The sequence below is a fragment of the Pseudoalteromonas sp. D15MCD-2 genome (assembly GCF_038562745.1).
Lineage (GTDB): Bacteria > Pseudomonadota > Gammaproteobacteria > Enterobacterales > Alteromonadaceae > Pseudoalteromonas.
This window is the reverse complement of record NZ_JBCFQE010000001.1, coordinates 1,856,870-1,878,359: the sequence shown is the minus strand read 5'-3', so window position 1 is coordinate 1,878,359 and position 21,490 is coordinate 1,856,870. Positions and strand designations below refer to the sequence as shown.

The 21,490-nt window shown below is 38.0% G+C and carries 22 protein-coding genes; 13 read left to right on the top strand and 9 right to left on the bottom strand.

All coding sequences use genetic code 11. The annotated features are described in order from the left end of the window. Nucleotide 1 precedes the first annotated feature (1 nt). The 4 genes from AADY36_RS08500 to AADY36_RS08485 all read left to right on the top strand — a co-directional run bounded on the left by AADY36_RS08500 (nt 2) and on the right by AADY36_RS08485 (nt 2,721). Nucleotides 2–907, top strand: coding sequence for a substrate-binding periplasmic protein (locus tag AADY36_RS08500; protein ID WP_342408854.1), 906 nt, complete (start codon nt 2–4; stop codon nt 905–907). Then, nucleotides 904–1,536, top strand: a complete 633-nt coding sequence (locus AADY36_RS08495; protein ID WP_342408853.1) for a sulfotransferase — start codon at nt 904–906, stop codon at nt 1,534–1,536. Before AADY36_RS08500 ends, AADY36_RS08495 begins: the two co-directional genes overlap by 4 nt. Before the next feature lie 45 nt (nt 1,537–1,581). Then, nucleotides 1,582–2,154: a tRNA-(ms[2]io[6]A)-hydroxylase gene (gene miaE, locus AADY36_RS08490; protein WP_054561468.1), complete on the top strand. Its 573-nt coding sequence runs from the start codon at nt 1,582–1,584 to the stop codon at nt 2,152–2,154. 195 nt (nt 2,155–2,349) lie between these two features. Further along, entirely contained in the window at nt 2,350–2,721 is a 372-nt protein-coding gene (locus AADY36_RS08485) for a hypothetical protein (RefSeq protein ID WP_055197077.1), read from the top strand. Between the two features lie 6 nt (nt 2,722–2,727). On the opposite strand, the gene AADY36_RS08480 is transcribed toward AADY36_RS08485, so the two are convergent. Next, nucleotides 2,728–3,420: a metallophosphoesterase gene (locus AADY36_RS08480; RefSeq protein WP_342408852.1), complete on the bottom strand. Its 693-nt coding sequence runs from the start codon at nt 3,418–3,420 to the stop codon at nt 2,728–2,730. Between the two features lie 245 nt (nt 3,421–3,665). Here AADY36_RS08480 and AADY36_RS08475 point away from each other — a divergent pair, with 245 nt between their 5' ends. Continuing rightward, nucleotides 3,666–5,243, top strand: a complete 1,578-nt coding sequence (locus AADY36_RS08475) for an ATP-binding cassette domain-containing protein (protein ID WP_342408851.1) — start codon at nt 3,666–3,668, stop codon at nt 5,241–5,243. Between the two features lie 59 nt (nt 5,244–5,302). Further along, nucleotides 5,303–5,683, top strand: a complete 381-nt coding sequence (locus AADY36_RS08470; protein ID WP_342408850.1) for a hypothetical protein — start codon at nt 5,303–5,305, stop codon at nt 5,681–5,683. A 145-nt stretch (nt 5,684–5,828) separates the two neighbouring features. On the opposite strand, the gene AADY36_RS08465 is transcribed toward AADY36_RS08470, so the two are convergent. From AADY36_RS08465 to AADY36_RS08445, 5 genes are all read right to left on the bottom strand, one after another. Next, complete coding sequence (locus AADY36_RS08465; RefSeq protein WP_342408849.1) at nt 5,829–6,707, bottom strand: hypothetical protein; 879 nt, start codon at nt 6,705–6,707, stop codon at nt 5,829–5,831. A gap of 38 nt (nt 6,708–6,745) precedes the next feature. Beyond that, nucleotides 6,746–6,916 (bottom strand): hypothetical protein, encoded by a 171-nt coding sequence (locus tag AADY36_RS08460; protein WP_171041546.1) that lies wholly within the window; start codon nt 6,914–6,916, stop codon nt 6,746–6,748. A 166-nt stretch (nt 6,917–7,082) separates the two neighbouring features. Beyond that, nucleotides 7,083–7,856, bottom strand: coding sequence for a hypothetical protein (locus AADY36_RS08455; RefSeq protein WP_342408848.1), 774 nt, complete (start codon nt 7,854–7,856; stop codon nt 7,083–7,085). Nucleotides 7,857–8,492: 636 nt separating this feature from the next. Beyond that, complete coding sequence (locus AADY36_RS08450) at nt 8,493–9,278, bottom strand: hypothetical protein (RefSeq protein WP_342408847.1); 786 nt, start codon at nt 9,276–9,278, stop codon at nt 8,493–8,495. Between the two features lie 47 nt (nt 9,279–9,325). Then, nucleotides 9,326–9,517, bottom strand: coding sequence for a hypothetical protein (locus AADY36_RS08445; protein ID WP_342408846.1), 192 nt, complete (start codon nt 9,515–9,517; stop codon nt 9,326–9,328). Between the two features lie 498 nt (nt 9,518–10,015). On the opposite strand from AADY36_RS08445, the gene AADY36_RS08440 reads away from it, so the two are divergent. The 5 genes from AADY36_RS08440 to AADY36_RS08420 are packed head-to-tail and all read left to right on the top strand — an operon-like array spanning nt 10,016 to nt 15,549. Further along, on the top strand, nt 10,016–10,411 hold the full coding sequence (locus AADY36_RS08440) for a response regulator (RefSeq protein WP_054561476.1): 396 nt from the start codon (nt 10,016–10,018) through the stop codon (nt 10,409–10,411). 7 nt (nt 10,412–10,418) lie between these two features. Next, nucleotides 10,419–11,312, top strand: a complete 894-nt coding sequence (locus AADY36_RS08435) for an AAA family ATPase (protein WP_342408845.1) — start codon at nt 10,419–10,421, stop codon at nt 11,310–11,312. Between the two features lie 3 nt (nt 11,313–11,315). After that, a complete protein-coding gene (locus AADY36_RS08430; RefSeq protein WP_342408844.1) occupies nt 11,316–12,275 on the top strand; it encodes a DUF58 domain-containing protein in 960 nt (319 codons plus the stop codon). Nucleotides 12,276–12,277: 2 nt separating this feature from the next. Next, nucleotides 12,278–14,218, top strand: coding sequence for a transglutaminase family protein (locus AADY36_RS08425; RefSeq protein ID WP_342408843.1), 1,941 nt, complete (start codon nt 12,278–12,280; stop codon nt 14,216–14,218). A gap of 8 nt (nt 14,219–14,226) precedes the next feature. After that, complete coding sequence (locus tag AADY36_RS08420) at nt 14,227–15,549, top strand: Na+/H+ antiporter family protein (RefSeq protein ID WP_342408842.1); 1,323 nt, start codon at nt 14,227–14,229, stop codon at nt 15,547–15,549. A 38-nt stretch (nt 15,550–15,587) separates the two neighbouring features. On the opposite strand, the gene AADY36_RS08415 is transcribed toward AADY36_RS08420, so the two are convergent. Beyond that, entirely contained in the window at nt 15,588–17,558 is a 1,971-nt protein-coding gene (locus tag AADY36_RS08415; RefSeq protein ID WP_055197144.1) for a response regulator, read from the bottom strand. Between the two features lie 173 nt (nt 17,559–17,731). Here AADY36_RS08415 and AADY36_RS08410 point away from each other — a divergent pair, with 173 nt between their 5' ends. After that, nucleotides 17,732–18,637 (top strand): gluconeogenesis factor YvcK family protein, encoded by a 906-nt coding sequence (locus tag AADY36_RS08410; RefSeq protein ID WP_250659276.1) that lies wholly within the window; start codon nt 17,732–17,734, stop codon nt 18,635–18,637. On the opposite strand, the gene AADY36_RS08405 is transcribed toward AADY36_RS08410, so the two are convergent. After that, on the bottom strand, nt 18,602–18,934 hold the full coding sequence (locus AADY36_RS08405) for an Hpt domain-containing protein (RefSeq protein ID WP_054561483.1): 333 nt from the start codon (nt 18,932–18,934) through the stop codon (nt 18,602–18,604). The two genes, AADY36_RS08410 and AADY36_RS08405, sit on opposite strands and share 36 nt — an antisense overlap. A gap of 20 nt (nt 18,935–18,954) precedes the next feature. On the opposite strand from AADY36_RS08405, the gene AADY36_RS08400 reads away from it, so the two are divergent. After that, complete coding sequence (locus tag AADY36_RS08400; protein WP_342408841.1) at nt 18,955–19,989, top strand: glycosyltransferase family 4 protein; 1,035 nt, start codon at nt 18,955–18,957, stop codon at nt 19,987–19,989. Here AADY36_RS08400 and AADY36_RS08395 read toward each other — a convergent pair. Next, a complete protein-coding gene (locus AADY36_RS08395; protein ID WP_239963711.1) occupies nt 19,958–21,412 on the bottom strand; it encodes a sigma-54-dependent transcriptional regulator in 1,455 nt (484 codons plus the stop codon). The two genes, AADY36_RS08400 and AADY36_RS08395, sit on opposite strands and share 32 nt — an antisense overlap. Nucleotides 21,413–21,490 lie beyond the last annotated feature (78 nt).

The following is a 21,490-nucleotide window of genomic DNA, read 5'->3' as shown; positions in this document are numbered from 1 at the left end:
TATGCAAAAAGTTGTTTTCACACTATCTCTTCTGCTTTTATCAAGTATCAGTATGGCTAATGTGAAAACAATCAATGCTAAAAAAAACATTAACGCTCCTCCTGAAACTCTTAGGGTGATTTACCCTAAGACGATGCCAAACCTTAATGAAGAAACACTTTATCCGCTCATACTCCTCCGTACCGCTCTTGAAAGAAGTGGTTATAAATTTACTATCGATCCTGCATCTGAGCTGTTAGGTCAAAACCGAGTTCTTAAAGAAATAGAGACAGGGTCAGGCATAAACGTAAACTGGAGTATGACTAATATTGATCGTGAAAATAGGTTGTTACCACTTAGAACCCCCATTTTCAAAGGGCTTTTTGGTTGGCGGTTAATGTTCACAACACAGAAACAATTACCTTATCTTAGCCAAGTAAAAACCTTCGAAGATTTAAAGAATATTATTTTTATACAAGGTGAGGACTGGCCAGATACCTTTATTTTAAGAGATAACGATTTGACCGTCGCTACCGCACAAGATTTTGAGTCACTGTTTGTTATGCTTGATAAAGGTAGAGGGCAGTTATTTCCACGTTCTTTGCTTGAAATAGAGAGTGAAAAAAATTTTTATGAGAAAAAAATTGACCTAGTTGTATTACCGCAACTAATGCTGAAATATCAAAGCCCAATTTATTTCTTTTTTAATAAAGATAATCCTGAAATTGCAAAAGCAGTGAATGAGGGTTTAAAAGTTATGCGTAAAAGTGGTGAGTTTGACGAGCTATTTTTTAAATATAATGGTGATTTCATTAAAAATGCCCATCTTCATGACAAAATTATTATAGAATTAAAGAATAACCAATTACCTAAGTTAACTCCTGTAGATGATAAGTCTCTGTGGTTATCACTTGATCAGGTGCCATGAGCTCTAAAATTTTTATAATCGGTTTGCCACGAACCGGCACAACCAGTATCTGTAATAGCTTTTTACAACTCGGATATAAAACCGCCCACACAGCCTATACCCAACAAGCAATTACAACCGCAGATGTTATTGCCGATACCCCGGTATTTAGCGAATACGCCTTACTTGATAAACATTTTGCAAATAGCCGGTTTATTAACCTTGAACGTGATTTAACTAAATGGCTGCCTTCGATTAGGCAGTTATTAGCACGTATGCACACTAATTTAATGCGCCCAGACGGTGGCTTTAATATCCATTTAAAGCGCTGCTACCTCGATGTATTTGGCCATTACAGCTTGGCAGAGTTAGAATCTGATGAATACTTAACAGCGTGTTATAACCGCCACCAACAGCAAGTAGCAGACTACTTCAAAGGGCGTGAACAGCAGTTATTAACACTTAATGTAGCAGACTCAAACAGCTCGCAATTACTACAGCAGTTTTTAAACACTCAGCAGCCAATTAACTTTAAACAGCTTAATATAGGCGGTAAGGTCACAGCGTGGAATGATATAAAACACCCCGATAAAGTATCATCGACCCGAAGTGGTAAAATTGATAAATCTCTTGGTTATAATCACACGTAAAATACGTTAAAATCGCCGCCATTATAAGTTTAGTTGTTCCTTATCATGTTTGAATTGAAATACCACACGCCATTTGAATGGACAGAAGGTGTCTTAGCTGACTTCGATACCTTTTTACAAGATCATGCTGCAGCAGAGAAAAAAGCCTCTGGTATGGCTATGTCTATGCTTTCTCATTACCCTGACCGTCGTAAGCTTGTTAGAGCCATGACAGACTTAGCTCTGGAAGAAATGATTCACTTTAAGCAAGTTTTAAAGCTATTAATGGAACGTGATGTATCTCTTGGCAATGACCAAAAAGATCCTTACATCAAACAAATTCGTGCGGTATTTAGAAATGGTCGTGATGAATTTTTAATGGACCGTTTATTAGTAGCAGGCGTTATTGAAGCACGCGGACACGAGCGCTTTTCGCTTGTAGCAGAAGCCTTACCAGCAGGCAAAGAAAAAGAGTTTTATGTCGCGATTGCTAAATCAGAAGAAAAACATAAAAACTTATTCGTTGAACTTGCCTACGAGTATTTCGATAAGCAAGATGTTGATACACGCCTTGAAGAGATCCTCATCGCAGAAGCCGAAATCTGTAAAAATATTCCGTTTACAGCAGCGCTTCACTAGTGTGATGCTTGTGTATTAGGCCTTTTAGCCTAATACACAAATTAATGTTTTATCCCAAAGCAGTAAATTAGGGACTAAAAACAATAATTAAGTCTCCAGAAAATAGTTTTGCCAATCCTAATTGATTAAATAAACAGCATACATTCATCTTTCTCTCCTATAGTTAAATTAGTACCTAACTGTGAGGAATAGAGCATGAAATGGATGATGACTCTTACGACGCTGTCGTTAATAGGGATTGTAATTACCGGTAATTCAATTTACACCGAAGTTAAAATCTTTCGTTCCAACGATAAGCCAACCGAAATAACCGCTAGTATGTATCGCTCGCTTATTTGGCATAGCGATATTTATAAAGACGATCAGTTTTTAAATACCGCGCAAAGCTACTTCAGCGATGGCAAAATTGATACGCGTGAATACAGTAAACTTACGAGTTTAGCGAGCAAAATTGCCGGCCCTATCATCTACATTCAAGAAACCGATGAGCAACTGTGGCATGCAAGGTTAACCTACAAAAAATACCTTGAAGAGAAAACGGTCGAACGACTGGCAAGTTTACATTGATGAAAACTACTTGATCAGCGTGCTAAGCTCAACAATGGTGGGCTTACCGCTGAGATAATTGGTATCAAGATGGTAACTATTGCCAAGCCAATAGGGCTTTTGGGTGGTGTTATGGCCATGCACAGAAAAGTCGATACTTGGATTTATTACCGGCTTTTTCGCTTTGGTTAAGCTTCTATCCCAAAGCAATGCGCCAATCGCTTGTTGTTTGTCGGTTGTAGGGTTTTGCCAATCCCAATCAGCACAGATGGTATGTGATAAACCAATTTTTAATGCACCGTATTCAACATAGTAAGAAAGCGGGCATTTAAGTAGCTGCTTACAGGCAAATGCGAGCTCTTCATCGCTTGCTTCTAGGTGCCAACGGCCGCCGTTCTCAACCCATAAACGGTAGTAACCTTTATCATTAGTAAGTAATGACTCAAGCAACATATGCTCATGGTTACCAAGGCACATATGTACACCAAGCTCTTTAAAACGCGCAAGTAACGCAATGCTGTGCTCACCCCGGTCAATCACATCGCCCAATGAAAACAAGATATCTTCGCTTGGGTTAAAATTAACAGAGCAAAGCGCCTGTTCAAATTTAGTTAAATCTGCATCTAAATCGCCAATAACAAATACACGTTTACTTTCATTAATTTGCATCTTAACTTGAATTGGGTTTTGCGAGGCAAGAGGGCTTTTAACTAAATTCAAAATACATTCCTTTAAGAAGCTAATAATTTAAGACTATCATAACTCGTTGCTATTTGAGCAGAGGGTGGTTATTATCTAGCCTCACTTCTTAGGAGTTACCGCCAACATGAACAACTAAACCTGTTATCCAATTTCATTTTTATCTTTTTGGACCAACAGGGTTAGTAGGCGTTGCTCACTATCACTTACATTATATTACTTCTCGTGTGATCAAATGCTTATGCCCCTGTAATACAGGAGGCACTATGCCACATCTTCAAGCTTTTAATTTATGTTACCAACATGGCAATGGCGATGTTGTATTTAACGACCTTTCATTTTCACTCACTGCTAAAGTCACCGCGCTAATCGGCAGAAATGGCTGTGGTAAATCTATCTTAGCGTTAATACTTGCTAAGCAAAGAGAGCCTAGCTCTGGTACGGTTGTTTGTAATTCAGCCCTTGGCTTTTATGAGCAAATGAACGATGTGAATCAGGTTGATAACCTAACAATTGCAGAGGCTATTGGGCAAGAGCCTGTGTTTAAAGCCCTTCATGCGATAAACCAAGGGCAAGTTACAGAGCAAAATTTATCTTTACTTGAAGGCAATTGGGATTTAGAAGAGCGCTTTAATGCAGAACTTGTAAGGCTTGGCATAAACAACAAAACCCCTAACTCCTTAAGCAAACATTTAAGTGGTGGCCAGCTTAGCCAATTAAAGCTTTGGGCACTATTTACCTGCATAAAGCCCGACATTTTAATACTGGATGAGCCATCAAACCACCTAGATGAAAAAGGCAAAAGCTGGCTTATAAAGCAAATACACAACTTTAATGGGCAATTATTACTAATAAGTCACGACATAGAATTACTAGAACAAGCCCATGAAATTTGGGAGCTAACAACCCTTGGCTTAACACAATATGGTATGCATTTCTCTGAATACCAAATACAAAAACAGCAGCAAGTTGCTGCCCTTGAAAACAAATTAAACCACGTTGTTAAACAGCAAAGTAAGCTCAAGGCAGCAGAGCAACTACAAAAGCAAAAAACACAAAAACGAGCAAGTCAGGGCACCGCCCTAAGAAAATCAGGCAGCCAACCTAAAGTGCTGATGGATGCTAAAAAAGATAAAGCCAGCGCCAATTTATCATCACAAAGTAAAAACACAGCTAAGCGAGAAGGTGAACTCACTCGTAATAAACAAGAGCTTTCTAGCCAGCTTGAACAAACTAAAGCGCAGCAATTTTACTTAGCGCAATCAAATCAAGCTAAGCATCATAAGGTACTTAGCCTGGAGGAGGTTGTAATAGCTCACGGCACACAAAAGCCACTTAATTTTCAGGTATTCAGTGATGATAAAATTCATTTAGCTGGCGCAAATGGTACTGGTAAATCAACCTTACTCAAAACCCTGAACTACGAAATACCAGTAAAAGCAGGGCAGTTACATTGCAATCAAGCACTCTATTATTTAGACCAACATTTTACATTAATAAACAACGAGCTAACCCTGCTTGAAAACGTGATAACTTATTGTAAAAACCTTAATGAGACCACCACACGAACTCTACTTGCCAGTATTGGCTTTAGAAAAGACGCTGTTTTTAAACATGCAGCGCTTTTAAGTGGTGGCGAGAAAATGAAGCTCGCCATGTGTATCGTCAGTAATATTGAAAGCACCGCATTTTTGTTACTCGATGAGCCCGATAATCATCTCGACCTAGAATCAAAACAGCTCTTGGCTCAATCATTACAGGGCTTTAAAGGTGGGTTTATACTTGTGAGTCATGATAAATATTTTGTAGAAAGTATCGGCTGTAATAGGCAAATTGGTCTATAAAATAGTCATTTATAATTAAGCGTGCTAGGGTGGTTGTAGGTAAATTACAAGGAATGACTATGAATTTTACAGCCGCTTACCGCATTTTCACTGCTTTATTCATGCTGATTCTAACCATAGGTTTAGGCATAACGCTGAATGATTTTATCTCGTTGATATACGTGTTCGTGCCGTTATTATTGATGCTAGGAGCTTCATTTATACCGTTTTTTAAAGCACGAAAACTACGTTTAGTACTCTTTGCTGCTCCAATTGTTATATTTTACTGCTTTGGTTTTTACCCATGGCTTACTAATTACCAAGAAGTCTCAGTTTCATCATCAACCTCAACTCTCGACTTTATCATTATCCCTGCTTGGGCAACTCTCTACGGTGCGGGTTTTGTTGTATTGCATGAAATAGCGCTGGGTGTTGCTAGGGCGTTTGATTGGGGGAAGTGAATTTCCGAAATGGTTTCTTCATTTAACCACTCTGATTCGTATTCGGGCACAACTTTATCTTTCGCTTCACTACCAAAACGGTCAGTTATGAAGTTTCTAAAATTGCCAATAATGCATGTGAGGGTGTTTATATGAGATTATAAAGTTACTTTATCAATTCTGAGTTTATTTTAACTGTTTGAGCCTTTACTTCACTTCGATCATATCTGAAGCGATCAAAGTGTTTCTTATATTTTGTATCATGTAAGTTTGCATGGATTATTTCTCGGTGAGGTATTGCAATTGCAAACTTTTTATAAATATCATTGGGTTCTATTGTACTCGATGAATCATCATTATCGAGTTCCTCATTAGCTAAATCAACATCTGTTGTTCCATTACCTTCAGTACATTCCTCTTCAAGGATATGCCTAATTACAGGGCTATAATCAATCAGATATACAAGATCCTTTGTATCATCACATCTATAGCCACTTAAAATTGGCAGCAAATGTATATCATTGCTATCAATACCAATTTCAGAAATATAACCTATATATACTTTATTGTTAGACAGAGTTAAAGCTACGGGTAACCCGTATTCCCATGAATTAAATGCTAAATGAGTAAACTCAGGAGTTAAATCTTTTCTCGCAGCTGCCTTCCAGCTGTTGTAAAGAGGTGAGTCTTCTCGGAAAGAAGCAACAAAGAGTTTAAGTTTAGGCACAAGCCAACTGAAAACAATTGTGAAGAATAATACTGAAATTAAATTAACAATTTCAAAATTTTGACCAACAGAAGGGGTCAGGATGCTTAATTTAGAACTAAACCAAGCTCCTATAGACTTGGCAAAACTATAATGAGAAACATCAGTTACAAAAATATATGAAAACACAAAAAGCAACATGCCAGTTGACGCTGCAAGTAAAAAGGTATGATAACCCTCTGATGCCTCGTATTTTGGATATAATTTATAGTTAGTCTTTCTGTAGATATGGCCAGCAATAGTGATAACCATAATAAAAATAACTGTAGGTTTAATCATAATTTCCCTATAAAAAAAGCGCCATTAAGGCGCTTTCCTCAACTAGCTCTTTTTACATAAGACCTAGCTTGCTTTACTTGCTGCTTGACAACTTCACTTTTCGAAAGTGAGTTTAAATCAGCTATAAAATACTTACCACCTGAAACCTTAACTTTGATTTCATCAGTATTTGGTTTATATGTAAAGAATTTTTTAATAGAATCAAACATTTGTCACCTCCTCAGGGAAGTGTTCCCTTAATAGCCCTTTGTCATCAATTCCTGTGTGACAGTCACAACAAAAATATGTGACTTGTTAGTAATATAATCCACAAAACGATCCCTTTCAATAATTATCATAATTCAATGGGAAATTTATAATTATTTAACCAAAGCTTTAATTGTATTTTTTCATATCATCGACAAAGCTATCAAAAGTAGAGCTCATATCGCTTAAAAAGCTTCCTATTTGATCAAAATCTAGCGGCGTTAATTCTAATTCTTGCCTTATGGCAGATATAAAAGGGGGTAGTGCCTCACTTACTTCATCATGTTTTTCTACACATAGTTGAGAAAAGGAAAGCTGGTCATCAACTATGCTACTTTCTAAATCGTTCAATCTATTGTTGATTTTTTCTGCATCGGCTTGACCGCATTCATTTAACTCACTTGTTAGTGAATTTATGAGTTCGATTTTATCTAATATTGGGACTCTAGCTTTCATTAGTTCAAGAGTTCCCTTGTTAAAAACCCCTAACACTTCAAGCACGCTATTAACAGTGTTGGTATTTCCAACAACTTGAACCTTAGAAATAGAAAAACCTACATACTTTAGTTCGTCATTAAAATGTTTTGCTGAATATGTAAAGTCACAAAACATGACAAAACAATTTGAAGCTCTGCTTATAGCTTCCATTGCTTCACAATAGATCTTGATTTTTAAGTCTTGGTGTTTGTTTTTAGTGGATAGTGCAAGTTGGTAATTTTGTTTAATTTCTTCTAACTTTTTTGCATGTTCTGTTTTGACGGTTTCGACAATAGTCGTAATTTTGTCTATGTCTTGAGTTGTAGCTAAGTTTTTACCTTTCTCTGAAAGATATTTTCTAAAATATAATGGAATACAAACAGTAATAATTGTTAAGCAGAATAGAAGAATATCTGTCAGAGTCATTTTAGTTCCTTGCAGAATGACTTATTTTTTTAATAACTTTAGAATTGGAGATAGGTCAACTTCTACGTTACCATTTTTCCCAATTTAGTACTGTGAAGCGCCCGGATTCGATGTCGTCTACCTCTACAAAGAAACTTGAATAGGCTGTGTTGTCGCTGGTGACTTTGAGATATTACACTAAAGATTAATGTTTATTCAATCGGACTGAGATAAAGGGCGCATTAGTTTATTTCTCTTAATATCTTAAGGTAAGGGTAGGGCATGACAGTCGATGCAAACTCAATAAGCTTACTTTTCATTGTAATTGTGCAAATTGGAGGCGAGATCGCCTTCGTTGCCGCATTGATAACAGACATAACTTGGATTAAGCATGTAATTGAAAACACGGTGAAGATATAACGAAACTACAGGGTAAATCATGATAGCGACATTAGGTAAATATTTATCAGCCAAACTGCTAACTGAAGCATTTATAAAACGAGTATGTTTAGCTACTGCAAGGCATTTGGCAAGTAAGTCAGAAAATAATCTTATGATGAAATAGTTAATGCATTATCTGAAGCTTTAAAGTAGATTAATCTTTCTTCTAAAGGTTTAAACCTAAAAAGCCCGCAATTTCGTGGGCTTTTTAATATCCTAAGAAATAAATTCCATCAAAGAATCAAATTGTAAGGCGTAGCTATAAATAGCTGCAATTGAAAAATATAAAGGGAGCCTAATTTCTATAAAGTTACTAATGTCTTTTAGTCTAAGAGGTTTGTAGTAGTTTTCGATAAAAGTTTCATCATCAACAGAAGGGATAAAAGTCCAGTTAAAATATTGGTCAACTACGTCTTCATAACCACTATACGCAGTAATCGTATTATGTGGCTTTTTGCTACAGGTAACTTCAAATCCATATGTTTTCGCTGTTTCAATAATCTTATTTTGAACATCTCCAGTTAGATATTTTTTGAAAAAGAGCTTGAATGTAATTGTTCGATGGTCACCTTGTGAGTCAGGAATGTAGATATCAACTAAATTTGGAATATTTTGTTTGAGGTATATAAATAGTTGTTCTGTTAATCTTGCCTCACCAAGCTCTCGAAAAAATGTGCTTTTTATATAGTTTTTTGTACTTAAGCCATAGAAGCTATGCCTACAAGAGGTATATGCAGCGAACAAAACTGTTAAGTAGCAACAAATAATAAACAAAAAGAGTGGGATAATATCAGGATTCGATATTGTGCCGCCGATAATTCCAAACTCTGATTTTGTGATTCTTATACCAGAAAAGTTGATAAGTAATGAGAATATCGCCATCGATATCATTGATTTTCGATACCCTGAATGTTTGTCATTAAGTTCTGAAAAGGCTGTTTGCCTCGAAAAGACAGGGAGTTTTCCTCTTATTAATTCAGTTCTTGGTATTTCTTTTTTCATATAATTCCTTTTAGTATTATGACCGTTAAAAACGGCCATAATAAATCTTATGCAGTTTTCTTATCTCCATACTTTAACACAATATCTTTTAAAGCAAGCTGATCACTCATTTTGATTAAGTCATTACCAATGATTTTAAGGGTTTCACTGGCTTCAACTAAATCATAAAGGTGTTCAATTTGAGCTTGTAGGGCATCTACATGGCTTTCGTTATAACGAGCAGCTGTTGTAGAAATCAATCATAGTTAATGAACTTAAAGCCATAACGGTTACGGGCAGTGAAAACAAAATTGATTTTATATTTTTGGGGAGCCGTACAAGTAAGACATATCAAATCTAGGTTAGTAAAAAGTCACCGTTGTGGGCTTATTGGAATGAAGTAAGTTTGCTTGAAAATTTACAAAGTAAAAATGAGAACCTCATAAAAGGCTAAAAATTCGTGAAAGCCCAAATTAAGTAAAAAAGGGGCTAAAAAACCTTAAAATCTAACGACCAATGAACCTGATTATAAAGATAAATACGTTATTTAACATAATATAAATTATAGGAAGTAAAGTATCTATACATATCTACACCTATTCTCTGTGCATGTTAAGTCCAATACTAGACGGTATCGGACATTTTGGTAGTGTTTTATCATATTATTCATTTTATTAGTGCTTGTTTCTTGAGCTTAGTTATCTCATGACTTATATTAAAACTATCAACTTGAGATGTAACGATAAGATGTAAACGATATGGAATTTGTGAAGCCGTTAGAACCTATTTTGATAATCGATGATATGCAAGATATCCGCGACTATCTAAATCAAATTTTAACTGGTCTTGGTTTTGACGATATTTTAGAAAGTCGAGATTTTGAATCAGCTAAAACCGTTATTGAAGAAAAGTCGCCTAACGTTATCTTTCTTGATATTGAACTACCTAATACTGACGGTACGGATATTCTTGAATACTTAAATGACCGCCATCCTCATACTCATGTTGTTATGTGCTCTGGCCACAATAGTCTTGAGAATGTGCAAAACACCTGGGAATTAGGTGCTAAAGGTTTTATCGCTAAACCATTCAACGCAAAAAAAGTCGACTCTGTTATGAAACGTCTAGAATTGATGGAAACCATAACAAACTAAGTAGTTTATGAATTCGACAATCCAACTCATTATAGATGACTTATCAACGGTTATTTTTGGTAAACAACAACAAATCAAACTCGCCCTTACGTGTTTATTTAGTGAAGGCCACCTGTTAATTGAAGATTTACCAGGCATGGGAAAAACCACTTTATCTCATGCACTTGCCGCAGTTCTTGGCTTGTCATATCAACGCATTCAATTCACTAGCGATTTATTACCTTCTGACATTCTTGGTACAAACATTTTTGATGCTAAAGAACATAGTTTTTCATTTCATCAAGGCCCAGTATTTAGCCAAGTTGTTTTAGGTGATGAAATTAATCGTGCCGGCCCTAAAACACAAAGTGCGCTATTAGAAGCTATGGAAGAAAAACAAGTGACGGTAGATTCGGTTAAACACGCCCTACCATCGCCATTTTTTGTGATTGCTACGCAAAATCCTGTGCATCAATCTGGCACTTACCCGTTACCAGAGTCACAATTAGACCGCTTTTTCATGCGTATTAGTTTAGGTTTTCCTGATAAACAAGCTGAGAAAAACCTCATTTTAGGCCTAAACAATCGTAATTATGACGACTTGCCTGTTCGTATTAATCCTGAGCAACTTTCTGTTATTCAAAAAGAAATTAACAAAGTAACGATCAGCAACTCGGTGGTTGATTATATCCTTGAGCTAGTTGCGTTTACTCGCCAAGATAACCATTTTGTAAACCCACTATCTCCAAGAGCCAGCATTGCGCTTGCCCGAGCTGCAAAGTCATGGGCGTATATTGAAGGTCGTGATTTTGTAATGCCTGAAGATGTACAAGCTGTTTTTCCTAGTGTGACTGATCACAGGCTTGGATTAAACGCTGATGACAGCGGCTATACACTTAAACATGTGCCTGTAAGCTTATAGAACATGTTTAAGCGCCCTGCTTTTATTGATCAATTTCGTCAGTCTGTTTTTAATAAGTTATTAAAAAACAAGCATAAAATGAACGAAATTGAGCTTCAACATAAAACGATTTATGTATTACCCTCAAAACTTGGTGGGCAGTTTTTACTAATTGCCTTACTAAACTTTGTAATGGGCATTAACTATCAAAACAACCTGATTTTAGCCATGGCGTATTTAATGGTGGTTGTTTTGGTGTTTGCGATACTCACCGGCTATAAAAATGTGAGAGGTTTGTCGGTTAAATACCAGTCAGTAAACGAAAGTTATGCGCCAAAAGCCCCTATTGCGCGTTTTCAAATTCAAGCACAATCATACTGTGAACTTATAAAACTTATTAATGACAACTTTAAATCTGAAACTGTGTCACTGCAAAGTAAAGAGAAAAAGACCGTTGAAATAGCGCTAAAATGCAGTGAACGTGGTGCATATAGCTTTGATAGAATAAAAATCATTAGCCACTTTCCATTTGGTTTGGTGTCTGTGTGGAGTTATATAGAGCCAACAGATACGGTTTATGTTTACCCACAACCTATCGCCGCTGAAAAGCTTGATACTCAGCTCCATGACAATGACGAACACGATGGCGATAACGCACAAGTTAAAGCCGGTAATGATGACTTTTATCAGCTTACCCCTTTTGTGAAAGGAACAGCGCTTAATAAGGTATCGTGGAAACACTACGCTAAAACTCAGCAACTATTAACGAAAGAATTTACCAGTGACGCATCACAGGAATTAGCGCTTAATTTCAATATGTTGAGTGGCAATAATGAGCATAGATTAAGCCAGTTATGTTTTTTGGTGAACCAATTAACCGACCAACAAATGGCGTTTTCGTTAACCTTACCCAATAAACCCATAGCGAAAGGCCAAGGGGTCAACCATCAAAAAGCCTGCTTGCAAGCATTAGCGGAGTTTTAATTATGAATACACCGCTTATAAATACCGTTTTATCACTGCTGTTTATTGTTACCAGTGGCTTTTTGTTTACTGAAGTACCTACTCCATTCTTTGCCATATTGGCGGGCCTAAGCTTTTTAAACTTGTTTTTAGGTAAGTTTTATAAAAAACTAAATGGATTGGTGGCGAATATTTTGGCTGCGGTTTGCTTAGTTGCTTTATTTGTTCTGGTTGGCGTGAGCGATACGGTCAAGCTATTTGTATCCATGATGCTACTTGCTAGCAGCTTTAAATTGCTACAAGCGAAAACTGTTAAACAGTATCAAACTGTGTGTTTACTGGTGTTTTTTAACCTTTCAACGGTGTATTTGTTTCATCAAGGGTTATTTGAAACCTTGGTAGTCAGTGTACTTTATATTGTTAACTTCGCGGTACTTGGCTATTTAACTAGCCCGCAAAGCTTTAAGGCCGCTAACAAACAAAGTTTTAAAACCATACTACTAGCCTTACCCATAGCGGCGTTTTTGATTTTATTTTTACCTAAAATTCCAGCGTTTTGGCAGCTACCGGGGCCAAAGCTTGCTAAAACGGGTTTATCAGAGCAAGTTAACCCCTTTTCTATTGCGAAATTAGCTGAGTCAGATGACTTGGTTTTTCGGGTAGAGCAACAGCTAGGGCAAACCTTACAAGCCCCCTATTACTGGCGCAGCCTTATTCATGATGAGTTTAATGGCAGTGAATGGTTAATATCGGACATTTTGAAGTCTCAACAATTTAACCCAATTCGCCGTACAATTACTCAAAGTAATAGCGTTAATTATCAGGTTATTGCAGAGCCCTCATCATCAAACTGGTTGTTTGGGCTTGGCTTTGCGCAAAGTGCTAATTCTGATGTGCACTCAACCTACAATGGTTTGTTAAAGCGCAAAGGTAACTTAAACAAAAACATTAAATACGCGGTAACCAGTAGTGAGGCTATGCTGAGTCTAAATGACTTTGAAAAACGCTTATATACCCGCTTACCGAAAACAACTAATCCACAAACAACGGCACTGGCAAATCAGCTGGCTGCTGATCATGAAAATGCGCAAGCTTACTTTAACGCGCTACTTGATTACTTTAATCAGCAGCAGTTTGCTTACACATTAACACCTACACCCATGTATGGTGATAATACGCTAGACCAGTTCGTGTTTGATACCAAACGTGGCTTTTGTGGTCACTATGCCAGCACCGCTGCATTTATGTTTCGTGTTGCCGGCTACCCTGCCCGTGTTGTGTCGGGTTATTTAGGTGGAGAGCAAACTAAAGCCGCTACGCTTAACATTTATCAATACGATGCCCATGCATGGGTCGAAGTGTTCTTTGATGAAAAATGGCATATTTTTGATGCTACCGCTGTTGTTGCTCCTGAGCGTTTAAACGGTTCGTTATCACAACTGGGTGATTTAAACGAAAGCTTTAACGACAATCTTAACTTTGGTCTAAAGCGCTGGAGTCATTTTAAAGCAATAAACTGGCTTAGAATTCATCTTGAAGAGCTCGACTATAAATGGACTAACTGGGTGCTTACGTTTGACCAAGAATCACAACAAAATTTATTTGATTCACTGTTTGGTAATAAGTCAGCATGGCTAACGCCTTTAATTGTGTTAGGCACATTATTAGTGAGCTTTACTGGCTATTTCTTATATAACAAACGCCCTATTCGAAGTAGAGAGCCGCTGGTTAATGACATCACTAAGCTTTACCTGTGGGCAAAAAAGCAAGGCATTGAGCCACTTGATACCAACACGCCACTACAAAATATTGCTTTAATTAAACAGCAAAAGCCTAGAACAGAGGCATATTTATGTGAGTTTGAGCAAATAATCATCGAAGTACGTTACCAACAGCAATCATATAACCAAAATCGCAAAAACCGCGTACGAGTTCTGTTAAACTCTCTCAAAACAGCCAAATAGAGAACAATATGAATGCAGTAATTGTCGGTGTTATGTTGATGCTGATCCTGACACTTTGTCGAATTAATGTCATTGTGGCGATGACGGTAAGCGCAATTATTGCGGGTTTGACCGCAGGCCTTGGTTTATCACAAACCGTTAATGCATTTAATGATGGCTTATCGGGCGGCGCTGAAATAGCACTTAGCTATGCGATGTTAGGTGCATTTGCGGTGGCTATTTCTAAGTCAGGTTTAACACGTATTTTAGCGTCTAAGTTACTAAAGCAAGTAAACGAGAATAGCCATAAAGGCGAAACGACGCTTAGTTATCTTATATTGAGTATTATTTTGCTGTGTGCGATCTCGTCGCAAAATTTGATACCCGTACATATAGCTTTTATCCCAATTCTAATTCCGCCTCTACTTGTGGTGTTTAACAAGTTACGCCTTGATAGACGAGCAATTGCGTGTATCTTAACCTTCGGCTTAGCCACCTCTTACATGGTGCTACCTTATGGTTTTGGTGGCATTTACTTATACTCGATACTACACAAGAACCTCACTGAAAATGGCCTAGAGATTGTTAATACTCAAGTGCCGATTGCAATGATCATTCCAGCCATTGGGATGTCATTTGGTTTATTGGTTGCGGTGTTTATATCTTATCGAAAACGCCGTAGTTACGAGTCTCACAGCCTAACAGAGCAACAGCAAGAGGTTGTCATTGAGCAGCCTAAAAAGGTGTTAGCAGTGGGAATTACCGCCGTACTTTGTTCATTAGTGGCACAAAATATTAGCGGCTCTATGATCCTAGGTGGTCTTGTTGGGGTAGCTATATTTACCTTATTTGGTGTTGTAAAGCTTGAGCAAAACGGCGATGTATTTAGCAAAGGTATTGCTATGATGGCGATGATTGGCTTTATTATGATTTCTGCGCAAGGCTTTGCTTCGGTGATGAAAGCAACCGGTGATGTTGCTTCATTAGTTAGCTCTGCTGCAGGAATGATTGAAGGTAACAAGCCACTTGCCGCAGCATTAATTTTACTCGTTGGCTTATTGATCACCATGGGCATTGGTAGCTCGTTTTCGACAGTGCCAATTATAGCCACCCTGTTTGTACCACTTTGTATGGAATTAAACTTTTCTGTTATGGCTACTGCAGCACTGGTTGGTACTGCTGGAGCGCTAGGTGATGCAGGCTCCCCTGCCTCTGACTCAACACTTGGCCCAACATCTGGCCTAAATGCAGATGGTCAACACGACCATATTTGGGATTCAGTAGTACCTACTTTCATCCATTTTAATATTCCGCTACTTGTTGCTGGCTGGGTTGCGGCAATGGTGTTGTAAAGTCGAGTTTCATTTTAAAAGCCCCATTTGGGGCTTTTTTATTGGCTAAACAAAATACGCAGTGCGCGGTTTAGATCATGAAAGCGAATGGGTTTTGTCAGCACTTTGTTCATTCCTGCTTCTAAGCAAGTGGCTTTATCTTGATGAGATGCATTGGCTGTTAAGGCGACAATGGGTAAAGTCATTTTTAATTCTTCACGCATGTATTTAGTTGCTGTAATACCATCCATCACTGGCATCATCATATCCATTAAAACTAAATCGAAGTTTTGCTGTTGTACTTTATCAATTGCTTGCTGGCCATTATCTGCAAGGGTGACATGGTGATTGAGCTTTTCTAAAAAGGTTTTGATTAGCACTTGGTTGGTTTTGTTATCTTCAGTAACAAGAATAGCCATGGGCTCAAGAGTTTGTTCATGCTCTATTGATTGCTGATCATCGGCGACGATAGAGTATGGTATGTAAATATTAAATTTAGTACCAATATTGATTGCACTAGCTACTCTAATCTCGCCTTTCATTAAATCAACTAGGCTTTTGGTAATGCTAAGTCCAAGGCCAATCCCTTCAACTTGTCGATTTACACCATAATCATGCTGTTTAAAGGCATCGTAAATGCTGGCTATTTGAGATTGAGAGATTCCCTGCCCAGTATCTGCTATCTCAAATAACAAATGGGTATCATTAAAATCTGCTCTGAAATTGACGGTGCCTACTTTGGTAAACTTAAAGGCATTATCTAAAATATTAAACAGAATTTGCCCGACCCGAACCCCATCAATATTAATTTTGTTGGGTAAGCCATCGCTTATCTCTGTGGTAAACAAGACATTAGAGCCTTGAGTGGTTTCTTGAAACTGTGCAGTAATATTTTTAACCAGCGCATTTATATCTGTCGCTTTAACATCAAGCTCCATCGAGCCACTTTCAATTTTTGAAAAATCCAGTACATCACTGATCAAATCAAGTAATAAGTCAGCGCTTGAGTTTGCGTAATCGAGCCAACGTGTTTGCTTGTCATTAAGTTCTGAATCGGCTAACAACTCCAACATGCCTACAATGGCGTTCATAGGTGTTCTGATCTCATGAGACATCACCGTTAAAAACTGAGACTTTGCTTGGTTTGCTTCTTCTGCTTTTTCTTTTGCTAATTGTAGTGCTTGCTCGCGGTCTTTATTGACAGTGATATCTTTGGCAATACCTAAATAGCCGCGAAATTTCCCGCTTGAATCAAATTGTGGCTTACCACTTAAAGAGACCCAGGCCGGAGGCGACGAATTAACTTCAAATTCAAAATCTAAAAACTCGGCATGCTCAGCCAGCAAGTGTTTAAAGTGCGACCACTTTTTTAACTGATTTTGTTCCTGCTCAGTGATGATGGCATCAAAATTTTTATGTAAAAAATGACGTTTGTATAAGTTACTGTGGCTGGCGGTAGTTAAAACATTAATAAAGTGCTCATCTTTATTAGTACGCCAAAACCATTCGCTGGCAAAGTCTCTAAATAACTCAGATAACTCGCCTAGTCTTGTTAGTAAAGAGGTTGAGTGAAACTTTTGCCGGTTAAGCCTTGTTTGCGCAGCTAATTGAACCGCTACTTGCTGTAATAAGATTTTGATTGCGGTTTGTGATTTATCATTAAAACTAGCCTGCTCTTTTATATCGAAAAAGACCAAGCACTGCGTTGTGTGTTCAGAGATATCAACATGAAAAATTAGGTTATTTACGAACTCATTACTATAAAACAGTGAGTTATCTTCATTAAATAACCACTGTGACTGCGCTTGTTGTATCTTTGACTTTAATATTGTTTCGTCAAATTCAATGTACTTAATAGTACGCATTTCGAGGGATGCTTTTGAATCTTCGAAATTTATTAAACAAAACTCTTTAAACGAAAAATATGGCAGAAGCACTTTTTCAAGTTGAGCTTTTAATGCACGGCTATCATTTATGCCATGAAATGCTGTTAGCTCAAGTTGTAATTGCTCTAAGTTTAACTCTGCCATTGCCATTCCTAGTTAATATTGCATCGCATATTGCAAATATAGAAAACAGTTCTCAGTTTAGCCATAAAAATATCAAAATAAATTATTTAAATTTCATTGTGTTATATAAATCCGAACACTTGGTACGGGCCATGCTAACTAAATATTAATCAAGTTTAACCAAGGTGACAGTTATGAAAATAGTATGCATAGGCGGCGGACACGGTTTATCCCATATGTTAAGTGCAATTAGACCTCACTGCGCCGAACTGACAGCTATCGTTGCAACCACAGACAACGGCGGCAGCACAGGTAAATTACGTCAAAGCCAAGATGTAGTTGCCCTTGGTGATATTAGACGTTGTTGTTTGCAATTAGCTGATAGTGACTCATTAATCCACCAAGTTTTTCACCACCGTTTTGATGGGGGTGAACTCAATGGCCACAGCCTTGGTAATTTAGCCTTATTAAGCTTAACCCAACAAACTAACTCAGCAACTCAAGCGGTTGCATGGTTCAATGCCATGTTGGGTAATTCAGAAACGATTCTACCCATGTCAGACGAGCCGACCGATTTACTAGCTGTTATGTCATCAGGCATAAAAGTATTTGGTGAATGCGATATTGATTCACAAGAAGAGCTCCCAGACTATTTAACGCTCTCACAAGATGTGAATGCTGCTCCTGGTGTGGTTCAAGCTATTGAAAACGCCGATATGCTAATAATTGGCCCTGGAAGTTTAATTACCAGTGTAATGCCTGCCATGTTAGTTGAAGACATAGCTAAAGCGGTTCAACAAACATCAGCATGCCGATTGTTTATCGAAAATATTGCCAAAGAAGCCAGCGTAATTAAATCGCTCGATATGAAACCGGTTGATTGGCTCGAAGGCATGCTTGGTTACCGGTTTTGTGACATGAGTATCTCTTTAGATGCGCTTAGTGAAATTGTGTCTCACTTTGACGATGTTGTTAAATCGCCAAACCAGCAGCACGACATTGAGCAGCTAAGTAATGTATTTGGCGAAATATTAAAAATGCCGTTAAGCCTAGAAGCTGAGGAACTAGTCAGTAGCAATCAAACTTTGCGCGTGAGTTAGCGTTTGTGCAAATTGGTCTTGCAGTAAGGCTATTAAGCTTTGTAGTTCATCGTCAAATTGTGATGCCTTCGCTTTTTGCTCAATTTGTTCTGCAAGGCCGCCTACGGCTAATGCCCCGTAACTACGGCTACTGCTTTTTAAACTATGGGCATTTATTTCGATTTCAGACTGTTTCGTTGCGTCAGCAAGATCAGCAACGATTTGGCGGGACTCAGTGATATATACCTGCAAAAGTTGTTTTGCTAGGTCGTCACCAACATCCTGTTGTAATTGCGTATAGGTCGCAGTATCTATCATGGTCTCACCTTGGAGTGAATATGAAATATAGTGTTATTTTATTCGTAGATTCAAGCTTAATTGGTGGCATCGAAAGCCATTTGATTGCCATGAGTAAGCTGTTAGAACGATATAATATTATGAGCTCGGTACTATTTTATCAAGATCATAATAACCGTGAATTATATAATCGCTTAGAAAATGCAAATATCACTTTCGGTTTTGCTGGCGGAAATTTAAAAAGCTTGAACGAAATACTAAAAATGTTTCCTCGCTCAGCGTTACTCCATACCCATGGGTACAAGGCAAGTATCATGGGCAAGTTAGTGTGTCGCTGGCAAAACCGCCCTTGTATTTCAACCTATCATGCCGGTGAAGCAGGCACGGGTAAGGTTTATTTTTACAATAAGCTCGACAAACTACTAAGTTACTTTTCACTTAACTTTGCTGTGTCTAGCAAACTCACCGAAGAGCTTTACAATGCTGAATTACTTGAAAATTTTATTCAGGTAAATGAATCTACTAAAGTATTAGGTCTAAAAAATAATGATCAATTAAACGTCGGATTTGTTGGTCGTTTATCCCATGAAAAAGGCCCTGACATTTTTATTGAAACAGCCAAGCGATTCAACACGGCAAACTTAAAATTTCATATGTTTGGTGATGGCCCTATGCTCAATGAGCTTGATATGTCAGCGGTGAGTTATCATGGACAGTGTGAGCAACAACAAATATGGCAACAACTCGATGTATTGGTGATCTGCTCTCGGGCTGAAGGTCTACCTATGGTGGCACTAGAAGCAATGGCACACGGGGTACTCGTTATTGCATCGCCTGTTGGTCAGTTACCTCAGATAATTAATCACCTATCAAATGGGTTAATGATGACTGAAAGTACAAGCGATGCTTTGCATAAACAGCTGAACAACGTAATTATGTTGAGTGTTGATCAAAGAAGCTACATGCTAGGCAATGCACAAAGACTTGTTAAACAACGTTTTTCTGGAGAGCAGCAATTTAAGCAGCTAGATAGAGTCTATAGCTCTAGCTTACTTGCATCTCTTCCCAGCTTTTAATTTTACGATAAATCGTAGATGGACTCACATCCAAAAGAGCTGCAGCTTTAGGAATATTGTTATCACAAGCATCAATGGCTTGCTCAATATAACGTTTTTCTACCAACCAAAGCGGTTCAATATCGGCTTGAGAAAATGCTGTTGCAACTTCGCTGATAACAGGAGTGGCTTCAGTTGATGGCGATGTAAAGCTTTGTGACGGCATCACCTCCGAGGCTACAGTATTAACAGTTGCTGCTACTGGTTGTGATTGATTTTGTGCGTTTGGTAGTGCTGGTATCATACTCGCTTCAATGTAAGATTCATCATGCAAAACAAGAATGTTACGTATGGTGTTTTCTAATTGGCGAACATTACCAGGCCAGCCATAGCTCAAAAATAGATTTTTAACGCCTTCTGACATGCCTTTGTATGCACGGCCTTCTTCTTTACTTATTTTTTTAAATAATGCATCGGCAATTTCGATCACATCTTTGCCACGCTGATTCAACGGTGGTAAGGCAATAGGGATAACATGTAGGCGATAATATAAGTCTTCACGAAAACGGCCTTCTTGCACTTCTAATAATGGGTCGCGGTTGGTGGCGCACACAAAGCGCACATCTACTTTAACTTCTTTTTCGCTGCCTACCTGCTGGTAACAACCGGTTTGAATAAAGCGCAGTAGCTTACTTTGTAAGTTGATGTCCATTTCACATAGTTCATCTAAAAACAACGTACCACCATCAGCTTGGCCAGCCGCCCCTTCACGATTGGCAATCGCGCCAGTGAACGCCCCTTTTAAGTGACCGAATATTTCACTTTCGATTAGATCTTTTGGTATTGCTGCACAGTTAAGGGCTACAAAGGGTTTATTCGCACGCGGTGACGCTAAATGTACCGCACGGGCGCACAGTTCTTTACCGGTACCACTTTCACCAGTAATAAACACTGTGGCTTTACTTGCCGATGCTGATTTTATGATTTGGTAAACAGATTGCATTTCTGATGAGCTACCAATCAAATCATAGTATTTACCGTTCTCGTAAGTTGTTTGATAGCTTTTGACTGTTTGTTTTAAATCTTTAAGTTTTAATGCGTTGTTTACTGTAATGCGAAAACGATCTGCTTCGATTGGTTTTTCTAGAAAGTCACTGGCACCGAGTTTAATGGCTTTGATTGCCATTTCTTTAGTGGCATGCCCTGTTAAAACAATCACTTGTGGAGCTGAGTCAGGGTCTAAAGAGGATAATATATCTAGCCCGTTCATATCTGGCAACATAACATCTAAAATCACTAAATCAGGCTCAAACTCCTGCAGAGCAACGACGGCTTGTTCACCATTGTAGGCAATGCGTGTTTCGACCCCGGTTGGGATCAAATATGATTGGTACATCAGCGCTAGCGATTCTGTATCTTCAACAATGAGTATTTTAGGTGGCATTACAGACTTCCTTTATTATCGTTTTTTTGCTGAGATAAAGTGATTATTTAACAGTTCCTTATTAGTAGCTTAGTGCGT

Bases quoted from the DNA above. Each gene is read 5' to 3' on its own strand.
- AADY36_RS08410 (WP_250659276.1), top strand. From the start codon at position 17,732: ATGAAAATAGTATGCATAGGCGGCGGACACGGTTTATCCCATATGTTA.
- AADY36_RS08500 (WP_342408854.1), top strand. From the start codon at position 2: ATGCAAAAAGTTGTTTTCACACTATCTCTTCTGCTTTTATCAAGTATC.
- AADY36_RS08450 (WP_342408847.1), bottom strand. From the start codon at position 9,278: ATGAAAAAAGAAATACCAAGAACTGAATTAATAAGAGGAAAACTCCCT.
- AADY36_RS08405 (WP_054561483.1), bottom strand. From the start codon at position 18,934: ATGATAGATACTGCGACCTATACGCAATTACAACAGGATGTTGGTGAC.
- AADY36_RS08485 (WP_055197077.1), top strand. From the start codon at position 2,350: ATGAAATGGATGATGACTCTTACGACGCTGTCGTTAATAGGGATTGTA.
- AADY36_RS08440 (WP_054561476.1), top strand. From the start codon at position 10,016: ATGGAATTTGTGAAGCCGTTAGAACCTATTTTGATAATCGATGATATG.
- AADY36_RS08430 (WP_342408844.1), top strand. From the start codon at position 11,316: ATGTTTAAGCGCCCTGCTTTTATTGATCAATTTCGTCAGTCTGTTTTT.
- AADY36_RS08435 (WP_342408845.1), top strand. From the start codon at position 10,419: ATGAATTCGACAATCCAACTCATTATAGATGACTTATCAACGGTTATT.
- AADY36_RS08475 (WP_342408851.1), top strand. From the start codon at position 3,666: ATGCCACATCTTCAAGCTTTTAATTTATGTTACCAACATGGCAATGGC.
- AADY36_RS08460 (WP_171041546.1), bottom strand. From the start codon at position 6,916: ATGTTTGATTCTATTAAAAAATTCTTTACATATAAACCAAATACTGAT.
- miaE (WP_054561468.1), top strand. From the start codon at position 1,582: ATGTTTGAATTGAAATACCACACGCCATTTGAATGGACAGAAGGTGTC.
- AADY36_RS08420 (WP_342408842.1), top strand. From the start codon at position 14,227: ATGAATGCAGTAATTGTCGGTGTTATGTTGATGCTGATCCTGACACTT.
- AADY36_RS08455 (WP_342408848.1), bottom strand. From the start codon at position 7,856: ATGACTCTGACAGATATTCTTCTATTCTGCTTAACAATTATTACTGTT.
- AADY36_RS08425 (WP_342408843.1), top strand. From the start codon at position 12,278: ATGAATACACCGCTTATAAATACCGTTTTATCACTGCTGTTTATTGTT.
- AADY36_RS08470 (WP_342408850.1), top strand. From the start codon at position 5,303: ATGAATTTTACAGCCGCTTACCGCATTTTCACTGCTTTATTCATGCTG.
- AADY36_RS08495 (WP_342408853.1), top strand. From the start codon at position 904: ATGAGCTCTAAAATTTTTATAATCGGTTTGCCACGAACCGGCACAACC.
- AADY36_RS08400 (WP_342408841.1), top strand. From the start codon at position 18,955: ATGAAATATAGTGTTATTTTATTCGTAGATTCAAGCTTAATTGGTGGC.
- AADY36_RS08465 (WP_342408849.1), bottom strand. From the start codon at position 6,707: ATGATTAAACCTACAGTTATTTTTATTATGGTTATCACTATTGCTGGC.
- AADY36_RS08415 (WP_055197144.1), bottom strand. From the start codon at position 17,558: ATGGCAGAGTTAAACTTAGAGCAATTACAACTTGAGCTAACAGCATTT.
- AADY36_RS08395 (WP_239963711.1), bottom strand. From the start codon at position 21,412: ATGCCACCTAAAATACTCATTGTTGAAGATACAGAATCGCTAGCGCTG.